Source organism: Streptomyces phyllanthi, assembly GCF_009377205.1.
Lineage (GTDB): Bacteria > Actinomycetota > Actinomycetes > Streptomycetales > Streptomycetaceae > Streptomyces > Streptomyces phyllanthi.
Window position 1 is genome coordinate 1 of record NZ_VJZE01000287.1, and the last position, 11857, is coordinate 11857.

General features: G+C 71.2%; 11 protein-coding genes and 1 pseudogene. 9 read left to right on the forward strand and 3 right to left on the reverse strand.

The window, feature by feature from the left end; genetic code table 11:
- Positions 1-33 precede the first annotated feature (33 nt).
- Positions 34-708, reverse strand: a complete 675-nt coding sequence (locus FNH04_RS30465) for a lysophospholipid acyltransferase family protein (RefSeq protein ID WP_152788997.1) — start codon at positions 706-708, stop codon at positions 34-36.
- Positions 709-1086: 378 nt separating this feature from the next.
- Here FNH04_RS30465 and FNH04_RS30470 point away from each other — a divergent pair, with 378 nt between their 5' ends.
- The 3 genes from FNH04_RS30470 (at position 1087) to FNH04_RS30480 (ending at position 3379) form a co-directional block, all read left to right on the forward strand.
- Positions 1087-2250 carry a glycerophosphodiester phosphodiesterase gene (locus tag FNH04_RS30470; RefSeq protein WP_152788998.1) on the forward strand — a complete coding sequence of 388 codons (1164 nt, stop codon included), beginning with the start codon at positions 1087-1089 and terminating at the stop codon, positions 2248-2250.
- Positions 2251-2324: 74 nt separating this feature from the next.
- The gene (locus FNH04_RS30475) at positions 2325-2831 is read left to right on the forward strand and encodes an RNA polymerase sigma factor (RefSeq protein ID WP_152788999.1); all 507 of its coding nucleotides are present in this window, start codon (positions 2325-2327) and stop codon (positions 2829-2831) included.
- Between the two features lie 44 nt (positions 2832-2875).
- A complete protein-coding gene (locus tag FNH04_RS30480; RefSeq protein WP_152789000.1) occupies positions 2876-3379 on the forward strand; it encodes a GNAT family N-acetyltransferase in 504 nt (167 codons plus the stop codon).
- 5 nt (positions 3380-3384) lie between these two features.
- Here the strand turns inward: FNH04_RS30480 and FNH04_RS30485 are convergent, their stop codons facing one another.
- Both FNH04_RS30485 and FNH04_RS30490 read right to left on the reverse strand, forming a co-directional pair.
- Entirely contained in the window at positions 3385-3753 is a 369-nt protein-coding gene (locus FNH04_RS30485) for a hypothetical protein (protein WP_228031706.1), read from the reverse strand.
- A gap of 145 nt (positions 3754-3898) precedes the next feature.
- Complete coding sequence (locus FNH04_RS30490) at positions 3899-4258, reverse strand: hypothetical protein (RefSeq protein ID WP_152789001.1); 360 nt, start codon at positions 4256-4258, stop codon at positions 3899-3901.
- A 506-nt stretch (positions 4259-4764) separates the two neighbouring features.
- Between FNH04_RS30490 and FNH04_RS30495 the strand changes: the two genes are divergently transcribed.
- From FNH04_RS30495 to FNH04_RS30520, 6 genes and pseudogenes are all read left to right on the forward strand, one after another.
- Complete coding sequence (locus tag FNH04_RS30495) at positions 4765-5817, forward strand: methionine ABC transporter ATP-binding protein (protein WP_322724272.1); 1053 nt, start codon at positions 4765-4767, stop codon at positions 5815-5817.
- Entirely contained in the window at positions 5814-6560 is a 747-nt protein-coding gene (locus tag FNH04_RS30500; protein WP_322724274.1) for a methionine ABC transporter permease, read from the forward strand. Before FNH04_RS30495 ends, FNH04_RS30500 begins: the two co-directional genes overlap by 4 nt.
- A gap of 89 nt (positions 6561-6649) precedes the next feature.
- Complete coding sequence (locus tag FNH04_RS30505) at positions 6650-7477, forward strand: MetQ/NlpA family ABC transporter substrate-binding protein (protein WP_322724276.1); 828 nt, start codon at positions 6650-6652, stop codon at positions 7475-7477.
- Positions 7478-7621: 144 nt separating this feature from the next.
- Positions 7622-8257 (forward strand): GNAT family N-acetyltransferase, encoded by a 636-nt coding sequence (locus FNH04_RS30510; RefSeq protein ID WP_152789003.1) that lies wholly within the window; start codon positions 7622-7624, stop codon positions 8255-8257.
- A 321-nt stretch (positions 8258-8578) separates the two neighbouring features.
- A complete protein-coding gene (gene cbiE / locus FNH04_RS30515; RefSeq protein ID WP_152789004.1) occupies positions 8579-9805 on the forward strand; it encodes a precorrin-6y C5,15-methyltransferase (decarboxylating) subunit CbiE in 1227 nt (408 codons plus the stop codon).
- 416 nt (positions 9806-10221) lie between these two features.
- Positions 10222-11857 (forward strand): annotated as a pseudogene (locus FNH04_RS30520) (nicotinate-nucleotide--dimethylbenzimidazole phosphoribosyltransferase); the annotation flags it as partial.

Below are 11857 nucleotides of genomic sequence, written 5' to 3' on the forward strand. Positions count from 1 at the left end.
CCCCCAGTCACCCCCCCCCCGCTCAGCGGAGCGTCACGCCGCTTCCTTGGCCTTAGTGGCGTACATGTCCACATACTCCTGCCCCGACAACCGCATGACCTCAGCCATCACCGAGTCCGTCACGGCCCGCAGCACATACCGGTCCCGGTCCATACCGTCGTACCGCGAGAACTCCATCGCCTCACCGAACCGCACGGTCACCCGCCGCGGCCGCGGCAGCCCGGCACCCCCCGGCTGGATCTTGTCCGTACCGATCATCGCGAACGGCACGACCGGCGCACCGGTCATCAGGGTCAGCCGCGCGATCCCCGTACGCCCTCGGTACAGGCGCCCATCAGGCGAACGCGTGCCCTCCGGGTAGATGCCGAACATCCGGCCGTCCTCCAGCACCCGGCGCCCGGTCATCAGCGCGGCGACCCCGCCCCGGCCGCCGTCGCGGTCGACGGGGATCATGCCGACGCCGGTGAAGAACCAGGCCATCAGCCGGCCCTTGACCCCCTTGCCGGTGACGTACTCGTCCTTGCCGATGAAGAACACCTGCCGGTCGCACACCAGCGGAAGGATCATCGAGTCGATGAACGTCAGATGGTTGCCGGCGAGGATCACCGGACCGTCCCCGGGGATGTGCTCCGCGCCCTCCACCTGGGGGCGGAACATCAGGCGCATGATCGGTCCGAGCACTGCCTTGATGAGCACGAAGCGGGACAACGGGCCCTCCGGTGTCAAAGGGGGTGGATGGAAGTATGTGCAGGTGAGGACGATACTCGCGGCTCCCCGGGTCTTGCACGTCGGGTTCACCGAGTAGATACGCACTGTTGACGTAGTTTTACCTGAGGTTGCGCCCGTTGAGCATTTCTGTGCGGGGGTCCGTTCGTGTGACGGTCATCGCGCACGCCGCCTCAGCCGAGTACCCCCGGCCTCCCGGCCCAGACCGACGGGACGTCAACTCGCCTGCCCCGTAAGGCATCCGTACGACATCCAGCGTCTCCCACGTGTTCCGTCCCAGGTCTCCCGTACGTCACCTCGCGGCACCTACGATCGTCCCGCTTTGACAGGTGCAGGGCAGTCTGGCGGGAGGAGTGCCGTATGGGGACGCAGGAGTCGTACGAGCAGCAGGACCGGGGGACGGGGCGGCGGGCGCTGCTCGGGGCCGCGGTGCTCGGCGCGGGCGGAGCGGTTCTCGGACTGCCGGGTGCGGCGAGAGCGGACGAACGGCACTCGGGCGGCGGGTACGACAGCCTGCCGACCCCGACGGTCATCGCGCACCGCGGCGCCAGCGGCTACCGGCCGGAGCACACCCTCGGCTCGTACCAGCTCGCCCTCGACATGGGCGCGCACGTCATCGAGCAGGACCTCGTGCCCACCAAGGACGGCCATCTCGTCTGCCGTCACGAGAACGACATCACGGGCACGACCGATGTCGCCGCCCACCCCGAGTTCGCCGACCGGAAGACCACGAAGGTCGTCGACGGCGCGTCCTTCACCGGCTGGTTCACCGAGGACTTCACCCTCGCCGAGCTGAAGACGCTGCGTGCCAAGGAGCGCATCCCGGGCACCCGTCAGGAGAACACGCTCTACGACGGCCGCTGGGAGGTCCCCACCTTCGAGGAGGTGCTGCGCTGGGCCGACCGGGAGGGACGCAAGCGCGGCAAGCAGGTCTGGCTGCACGTCGAGACCAAGCACCCCACGTACTTCCGCAAGCTGGGCCTCGGCCTGGAGGAGCCCCTCGCGAAGCTGCTGCGCAAGTACGGCCGCCACCGGAAGAGCTCGCCGGTCTTCCTGCAGTCCTTCGAGCCGAGCAGCATCCAGCGCCTGAACCTGCTGGTCGACAGCCCGCTCGTGGTGCTCCTCTCCAGCGCGGGCAGCCGCCCCTGGGACTTCGTGGAGGCCGGCGACCCGCGCACCGTCGCCGACCTGATCAAGCCGGAGGGGCTGGACTGGATCGCCTCGTACGCGCAGGGCATCGGTCCCACGCTCGACCTGGTCATCCCGCGTGACGCGAGCGGCAACCTCACCACGCCGACCACCCTCGTCGACGACGCGCACGACGCGGGTCTGATCCTGCACCCGTACACCATGCGCAACGAGAACTCCTTCCTGCCCGCCAACTTCCGCAAGGGCACCGATCCGGTGGCGTACGGCGACGCGTTCGGCGCGTTCCGGACCTACTTCGCGACCGGTATCGACGGTATCTTCACCGACAACCCGGACACGGGCCTGCTCGCGCGCGAGGACTTCGTCAACGGATGATCCGGTTGCCCCGGCAGGGGTGACTTCCGTCCGCCCCGGCAACCACCTGCCGGGGCGGACGCGTTCTGGCGCACATGACACAGGAGATCGTCGCCGCGCTGCGCCCGCTGCTCGTCGCCGAGGCCTCGGCCGAGGCTTACGCGGCGGGGGCGGAGCCCGGAGACCTGGAACAGGCGGTCTGGCTGCGGCTTCTCGAGCGGATCGACGCGGACGGCCCGCCTTCCGACCCCGAGGGCTGGCTGCGCGTCGCCGTCCGCGAGGAGGCCCGCCGCAGCCGGCGTACGGTCCGGGTGGAACGGCCGTACGTCACCGAGCCCGCCGACGACAGCGGCCCCGGCCCCGAGCAACTGGCCCTCGCCGCCGCCCGTCGCCGGGCCCTTCACGCCGCCGTCCGCAGGCTGCCGGGCCGCTGTCCACGGCTGCTCGCCGCGCTGCTGTCTCCCCGGGACCTTACGTACCGTGAGATCGCAGGTGAGTTGGGTATGTCACAGGGGAGTTTGGGGCCGGAACGTTCCAAATGCCTCGGATGCCTGCGTCGTTTGCTCAAATCGGAGGTTGCGGCCCCTGAACGGCGGGGATAGGAGTGAGGGACTACAGGCGACAGGTGAGCGGGAGGCGTGCACACATGGGCATGAGCGTGACCATCTCCGTGGCGTCCGAGCGGGATGCCGAGCAGATTTTCAGGCTGCAGTACCTGTGCTTCCAGAGTGAGGCCGCGCTGTACGGCAACTACCGCATCGACCCGCTCGTCCAGACTCTCGACTCGGTCCGCGAGGAGGTCGCCCGGGACTGCGTGTTCGTGGCGCGACTCGGCGAGGAGGTCGTCGGCTTCGTACGCGGCACCATCCATGAGGACGGCGCCGCGTCCATCGGCAAGCTCTGCGTCCACCCGCGCCTCCAGGGCCACGGGATCGGCGCCCGGCTCCTGCGTGCCGCCGAGTCGGCCCTCGCCGAGCAGCGCGGCGCCACGAGGTTCCGCCTCCACACGGGCCACCGCAGCGAGGGCAACCTCCGTCTGTACCGGCGCGTGGGCTACGAGGCCGTGGGCACCTCGAAGGGCGACGACGGGGTCCCGATGATCGTCCTGGAGAAGGCGGCGCCGGCGGGGACGTACGCGGCGACGGCGTGAGCGCCCTACCGGTCGCCGGCTGAGCCCTTCCTCAACCAGTACACAGCCGACAGGGGCAGCAGCACGGGGATGAACAGATACCCCATCCCGTAGTCGGACCACACGGTCGCGTCCGGGAACGCGGACGGCTCCACCAGCGTCCACGTGCCCACGACCAGCACGCCCAACAGCTCGGCGGCGCAGCACACCAGTGCCGCCTTGCGGGCGGTCTCACCGCCACGCACCAGCGAGTACGTGATGAACCCGTAGACGAGACCGGCGACCGCGGAGAGCGAGTAGGCGAGCGGCGCGTGGCCGAACTCGGTGGAGATCTGCACGGCGGAGCGCGAGACCGCGCCGACGACCATCACGCCGTACAGCCACACGAGCAGCATCCCGGGGCCGCCGATCAGCCGCGTCCGCTGCGTGTCTGGTGTCTCCGGCGTCTCCGGCGTCTCCGGCGTCTCCGGCGTCTCCGGTGCGGCCGGTGTGTTCTGCGTGTCCCGCCGCTCTCGCGGAGCGGACCCCGTGGCCGCCATCTCAGCCTCCCCAGATGTCATGGAGTCGCACTTGGAGCACGGCGAGCACCACGCCGCCGGCCGCGACGGTCACGCTGCCCCAGCGGGTGCGCTCGGCCAGCGACATGAAGCCGGCCACCGGAACGCAGGCGACCGCCCCCAGCAGGTACGCCACGAAGACGGTGGTCCCCTGCTCCGGCTTCTCGCCGCGCGCCAGCTGCACGATCCCGACCACCAACTGCACCAGGGCCAGTAGTGACACCACGGCCATGCCGATGAAGTGCCAGTCCTTGGTCGGCTGGTCGCGGTAGGCGGCCCAGCCGCACCACGCGGCGAGCAGCAGCGCGGCAACGGCGGTCGCCACCGTCAGGACATCAAGCATGCCGTGACCCTAGTACGGGCCGGAAGTCCCGAAGCCGTCGCCCCCGGCCGGCCCGGACGCGGGGCTCACCGTCGCCTGATCGCCGTGGCGTTGACCACAACCCGCCGGGCCCACGGGCCGCCCACAGACCTCGCCGACCTGGGAAGACGTGCGGGACAGCCCTGTCCACCACTGTCCACTATCCGGACAACGGGTGCCGTGTCAGGACCGTAGATCTGTTTTACTGATCGCATGACCACGACGAGCGTCCGCATCCCGGCGACCGAGGCGACCCTGACGCCCGGTGCTCGTTGTTCGTGTCGAATGTGCGCCTTCTAGAGGGCCCCCGCATCACCCCTGAGTCTCGCGCCCCGAAGCGAGCCGCTGTGGCATGTCCGTACGCCCTTCGCCGTACGAGACCGAAGCCCCCCACTGCCTGAACGGCGTGGGAGACCCCAACGCGCACCTGTTCCCCTCCGTGCCCGGGCACACCCACGCCCGCGCACTCGACAGTGATGGAAACCCCAGTGATCACCACAACAGGCCTCACGAAAATCTACGGGGCCGACCGTTCGCACGGCCGTGCGGTCACCGCCCTCGACGGCGTCGATCTGCATGTCCGGGAAGGCGAGGTGTACGGCGTCATCGGCCAGTCCGGCGCCGGCAAGTCCTCGCTGATCCGCTGCGTCAATCTGCTGGAGCGGCCCACCGCCGGGACGGTGACCGTCGCCGGCCAGGACCTCACCGCCCTCGCCGGGCGGGGCCCGCGCGCCGGCCGGGAACTCCGCGAGGCACGCAGCCGGATCGGCATGGTCTTCCAGCACTTCAACCTGCTGTCCTCGCGCACCGTCCAGGACAACGTCGAGCTGCCGCTGGAGATTCTCGGCAGGTCGGGGAAGGAGCGTTCCCGCAAGGCGCTCGAACTCCTCGACCTCGTGGGCCTCGCCGACAAGGCCAGGGCCTACCCCGCCCAGCTCTCCGGCGGCCAGAAGCAGCGAGTCGGCATCGCCCGGGCCCTGGCCGGCGACCCCGAGGTGCTGCTCTCCGACGAGGCGACCAGCGCCCTCGACCCGGAGACCACCCGCTCCATCCTCCAGCTGCTGCGCGATCTGAACCGGCAACTGGGCCTGACCGTCCTGCTCATCACGCACGAGATGGACGTCGTCAAGTCGGTCTGCGACTCGGCCGCCCTCATGGAGCGGGGGCGCATCGTCGAGTCCGGCACGGTCGGCGAACTCCTCGCGACCCCGGGCTCCGAACTGGCCGCCGCTCTCTTCCCGGTGGGCGGCGACGCCTCCGGGGACGACCGCACGGTCGTCGACGTCACCTTCCAGGGCGACGCCGCCACCCGGCCCGTCATCTCGCAGCTCTCGCGCACCTACAACATCGACATATCGATCCTCGGTGCCGCGATGGACACCGTCGCCGGCAAGCAGGTCGGCCGTATGCGCATCGAACTGCCCGGCAGCTACGAGGACAACGTCGTGCCGATCGGCTTCCTGCGCGAACAGGGCCTGCGGATCGAGGTGCCGGGCCGTGAGCAGAAGCCCGTACCGGCGAAGGAAGGTGCCGCCAAGTGACCTGGGCTGAATTCTCCGCGAGGCAACCGCTGCTGGAGCAGGCCTGTTGGGACACCCTCCACATGGTCGGCTGGTCCACCCTCATCGCGGTCGTCGGCGGACTCCCGCTCGGCGTCCTGCTCGTGCTCACCGACCGCGGCGGGCTCCTCCAGAACGTCGTCGCCAACAAGGTCATCGGCCAGATCGTGAACGTCGCCCGCTCGATGCCGTTCATCATCCTGATGGTCGCGCTGATGGGCTTCACGCGCTGGGTCACCGGGACGACCATCGGCCGCGAGGCCGCGATCGTGCCGCTCGCCATCGGCGCGATCCCCTTCTTCGCGCGCCTGGTCGAGACGGCTGTCCGCGAAGTGGACCACGGGCTCGTCGAAGCGGTACAGGCCATGGGCGGCAACACCTGGACGATCGTCCGCAAGGTCCTCGTACCGGAGTCCCTGCCCTCGCTGATCTCGTCCGCCACCACGACCGTCGTCGCGCTCATCGGCTACTCCGCGATGGCCGGCACCGTCGGCGCGGGCGGACTCGGTGACATTGCCATCCGCTACGGCTACCAGCGCTTCGAGACCGGACTGATGTGGATCACCGTGGCGATCCTCGCGGTCGTCATCTCGGTCATCCAGTTCGCCGGCGACTACGCGGCCCGCGCCCTCCACGCGCGCGGCGGCCGCTCCGGCGCCGCGCCGGGGCCGCGGCTGCCGAGGGCCGAGGAGCCCCGGACCACGGACATCGGCAAGGTCGCCTGAACCGGCGTACCCGACCGCACCCCTGAACTCCCCAACCCCCCCGTTCACCCAAGACGGGGTCGCACCACCCACCAGGAAAGGCGCTTTTCGTGCGTAACACCGCCAGGATCACCGCCGCCGCCCTCGCCGCCGGAGCCCTCACCCTCGGGCTCACCGCGTGCGGCGCGGGCCAGGGCGCCGCCTCCGACACCAGCGGCCCGCTGGTCGTCGCCGCGAGCCCCACCCCGCACGCCGAGATCCTCACCTACGTCAAGGACAACCTCGCGAAGAAGGCCGGCCTCGACCTCGAGGTCAGGGAGTTCACGGACTACGTCACGCCCAACACCGCGACCGAGGACGGGTCCGTCGACGCCAACTACTTCCAGAACCAGCCCTACCTCGACGACTTCAACAAGAAGAACGGCACCCGCATCGCGCCCGTCGTCACGGTGCACCTGGAGCCGCTCGGCCTCTACTCCAACACGATCGACAAGGCCGAGGACCTCAAGAGCGGCGCGACCGTCGCCGTCCCGAACGACACGGTCAACGAAGCCCGGGCACTCAAGCTCCTCGACGCGAACGGGATCATCACGCTGAAGGACGGCGTGGGCAACGAGGCGACCCCCGCGGACATCGCGAAGAACCCCAAGAAGCTCCAGTTCAAGGAGCTGGAGGCGGCCCAGACCCCGCGCTCCCTGGACGACGTGGACGCCGCGGTCGTCAACGGCAACTACGCCATCGAGTCCGACCTCAGGCCCTCCGAGGACGCCCTCGTCCTGGAGTCCGCCGAGAACAACCCGTACGGCAACTTCCTCGCCGTGAAGGAGGGCAACGAGGACGACCCGCGCGTGAGGAAGCTCGCCGAGCTGCTCACCTCCGACGAGGTCAGGAAGTTCATCGAGGACGAGTACGACGGCTCGGTCACCGCTTCCTTCTGAGCCCGTCGGCACGACGGCGCGGCCGTCACCGCACGGGGTCCGCTCCTCACCGGGAGTGGACCCCGTGGTGCGGTCGAGTGCTTTGATGCTGCATGCTGGGCAGTTGAGCAGGCCCGACGGTTTCCGAAGGTTATGGAGCGGCGCATGACTACCACCTTCCCCGACATCTCCATCAGCACGGAGCGGTTGGTGCTGCGCCCCCTCGACGAGGACGACGTCCCCGAACTCGCCGAGATGATGAACGACGAGCTGGTCGCCGCCTGGACGGACGTCCCCCAGCCCTTCACCGCGGACGCCGCCCGTACCTGGATCACCGAGTACGCGCCCGCCGAGCGCACCGGGGGCCGCGGTCTCGACCTCGCCGTCACCGAGTTCCTGACCCAGCGTCTGGTGGGCCTCATCCAGCTCACCGGGACCGACTGGCATGTTCGCTCCACCGAACTCTCGTACGTCATCGCCCCCTGGGCCCGCGGCGAGGGCTATGCCTCCGAGGCGGCACTCGCCACCGCGCAATGGCTGTTCCGGGACCAGAAGTTCGAGCGCATCGAGCTGCGTACCGCCGCCGACAACACCGCCGCCCAGCAGGTCGCCCAGAAGATCGGCTGTATCAGCGAGGGCGTCCTGCGCAACGCCTGTATAGCGCGGACCCGAACCGACGAGGGCTGGGTCGAGACCCGCACCGACTACATCGTCTGGAGCCTCCTCCCCGAGGACCTCGAAGGCGTCAGCGAGGAGCTGGCCGACACCGGCGGCTTCACCTCCTACGCGAACTGGAACTGACCCTGTGACCTCCGGGGCACCCGCCCGTGCACAGGACGGCGGCCCCACGCGGTACGGCCACCGTTCCGCGCTGCACGACCACCGCGGCGCACCCCGCCTTCGGACGTACACCCCCTGCGGCTCCCTGCCCCATGGCATACGGCGAGCCCGGCACCCCGGCACTCCCGGCGGTCTCGCACCGTACGACCGGCGCGGCGCCCCGCGGCCCGACCAGGTACCCTCACGGAGCCCGACTCCGGGCTGCCCCGCCTCGAGCTCTCGACTGGGCTCGAACAAGGGTGCGACCGCATCGACCCGCTGGAACCCTGGAGACTGACGACGATGGCCGACCGGGTCACGGTGATCGGCTGGGACGGCTCGCCGCTGACCGCCGCGGCGCGCTCGGCCCTCGGTGCCGCAACGCTGGTGGCCGGCGCGGCCCACCACCTGGCGCTCGCCGAAGTGCCTCCGTACGCCGAGCGCATCCGGCTCGGCAGCGTCGCCCTCGCCGCCCGCCGTATCGCGGGCCACCGCGGCACGGCCGTCGTCCTCGCCGACGGAGACCCGGGATTCTTCGGTGTCGTGCGCACCCTGCGGGCGCCCGAGTTCGGCCTGGAGGTCGAGGTCGTCCCCGCCGTCTCCTCCGTCGCCGCGGCCTTCGCGCGCGCGGGGATGCCGTGGGACGACGCGCAGGTGGTCGCCGCACACGGTCGCAGCCTCCGTCGCGCGGTGAACGTATGCCGCGCCCACACCAAGGTCGCCGTCCTCACCTCACCCGGCGCGGGCCCCGCCGAGCTCGGCCTGCTCCTCGACGGGATCCACCGCACGTTCGTGATCTGCGAGGAGCTGGGCACCGAACGTGAACAGGTCACCATCCTGACCTCCGACAAGGCCGCCGACCACACCTGGCGCGACCCCAACGTCGTCATCGTCATGGGTGGTCCGGTCGCCGCGGGCGAGGGCGGCGGCTGGATCGCCGGACGCGACCCCGGCGCCGGACCGCGCGGCTGGGCGCTGCCCGCCGAGGTGTACGGCGGCGATCTCGGCGAGGGCGAGACCGAGGTGATGCGCGCGGCCCAACTCGCCCGGCTGGGACCGCGGACGGGTGACCTCGTGTGGGACATCGGCTCCGGCAGCGGCGCCTTCGCGACCGAGGCCGCGCGCTGCGGCGCCGCCGTCATCGCCGTCGACCGGGACCCCGACGCGTGCGGCCGTACGACGATCGCGGCCCGCCGCTTCGGCGTCCAGCTCCAGATGGTGCACGGCACCGCCCCGCACATCCTCGAGAACCTGCCCGAACCCGATGTCGTCCGGGTCGGCGGCGGGGGAGTGGCCGTGGTCTCCGCGGTCGCCGACCGCCGCCCGCAGCGCATCGTCACGCACGCGGCCAACCGCGACGCGGCCGAACTCATCGGCAGGGACCTCACCGAGCACGGCTACGAGGTCCAGTGCGCCCTCCTGCAGTCCGTCGAACTCGACACGCGGGCCTGGGCGGAGAAGGAACGGAGCGTCGCGTTCCTGCTTTCGGGACAACTGGGACGGCGCGACGGGGGCGCCCCCGGGCGCTGAGCGCCGGGAGAGTCTCGTCAAGGAGCGGTCGTCGAGCGACGGCCGAGAGGTCCCCCGAGCGTTCCCTGTGATCCTGTTGTCGTACCGGCGCGGTAGGCTGACCGACCGTCGTAGCGCACTCCGGCGCCTGGTGCTTCGTAAGCCAATGTCCGGAAAGCGCGCCCGTTTTGGGGCGAGTCGCGGTACGACGGAACGGGAGGGCACACAACGTGGCGCAGTCCACAGCGAACCGTGGCGGATCAAGCTGTCGCGACGGCGAAACGACCGCGACAATGCCGTTGAATGGCTTTGTCGTCTTTGCAGGCGGGTCGTTTCGTGCCGCTGGGCACGCACGCTCGTTCTCCACTGCGGGACGGTCGGTGCGCCGTTCCGGGCCAGCAGGCGTAGAGCACTAACCGATGGGCGAGGGGTTACGCATGACCGACACCGGCCAGGTCCCGGGCGAGGGACTGCCGGAGAACGCAGGCATGGTGGAGCAGCCGGGCGTCCAGGCGCCGGGTGCGTACACCTACCTCTCCGAGACCGCCGCCGAGGACGAAGACCTGCTGCTGCCGGGCGCGCAGGGCGCGTGGGGCCATGAGACGCCGCCGCCCGCCCCGGAGCCCGTCGTCCAGGTCGTTCATGAGCCGGGTCCCCACGAGACCGACGGCCGGGACAGCGGCTCGGTCGACCTGAGCGCCGTCCGTACGCACGGACAGGGCGCGGCCGCCTCCGAGACGGCCGCGGCCGCGCCGGAGCCCGGTCGCGCCCGTATGCAGGTCGCCACGGCCGTTCCGCAGCCGCCGGTTGCCCGCCGCCCGCTGCACCTCGGTCCGCCGACCCCGGACAGCTCCGCCAGCCCCGTCCGCTCACTCGCCGACCGCGGACCCGCCGGTGCCCCGGTTCCGCTCGGCGCGGTAAGGCAGTCCGGGCCACCCACGATGGGGCCGGAGTACCTCGACGTCTCCCAGCCCGCGGAGATCTCGCCGCAGCCCGCGTCGCCCTGGATCGCCGTACCGGCCCTGACGTCGATGGCTGCTCCCGGGGAGCAGACGGACACAGAGGCTCAGGCAGGTGCCGAGGCCCCGATGAGCGGTGAGGCCCCGGTGAGCGGTGAGGTTCCGCCCGGCGCGGAGGCCGTCGAGGGCGCGCCCGAGGGGGCGGGGCCGGCCGTGGGGCAGGTTGCAGAAACGGTCGTCCCGGAGGACACGCAGGCATCCGGCACCCCGTCGGCCCCCGAGGCGGCTTCCGCCCCCGGGGCAGTGGGGGAGGTGCTCATGCCCCAGAGCCCGGAGACCCCGCCGAACCCGGAGCTCCTTCACGCGCTGGACGGCTCCCTGGATCCCCAGGCTCCCGACCCGACTCCGTTCCCCGGGGTGTACGCCCCGGCCGGCGAGGCACCCGCGCCGGTGCCGGTAGAGATGCAGCAGAGAGCCGAGGCGGAGGCTGCTGCCGCCGTCCCGGGCGAGCCGGTGGCGCAGGAGCAGCAGGTCGCGCACGACCAGGCCGTACCGGAACAGCAGGTGGCGGTGGCTCCCGAGCCCGTTCAGGATCTGCCCCGGCAGGTGCCGGTGCAGACCCAGGAGATGCCGGAGGTCCTCGAAACGCCGACCCCGGAAGCCGTGGCCCCGGAAGCCGTGGCCCCGGAAGCCGTGGCCCCGGAGGCAGCGGCCCCGGAACCCGTGGCCCAGGAGCCGGTGAACCCTGAGCCGGTGGTCCAGGACATGGTGGAGGTCCCGGCCGCGCCCCAGCCGCAGCCCGCCGAGCAGGGCCCTCAGCTCGTCGATCCCGCCGCCCACCTGACGGACGCCGGCCCTCAGGACTCGGACGCGGCACCCCTCGACACGGTTGCCCAGGTCGCGGCGCCCGTGGTGGAGCCGGAGGCTCCGCAGGCACCCGCCGCCGAGGCCGCCCCCGCCCCGGAGGAGCCGGCGCACGAGCCGGTCGCGGAGCCGACGGTGGAACCTGTCGTGCCCGAGCAGGCCGCTCCGCAGACCGTGCCCGTTCACGAGACCGCGTCCACTCCGCAGTCGGCCCCCGCTGACCCCGCCGAGGCCGAGGCCCTTCCGACCG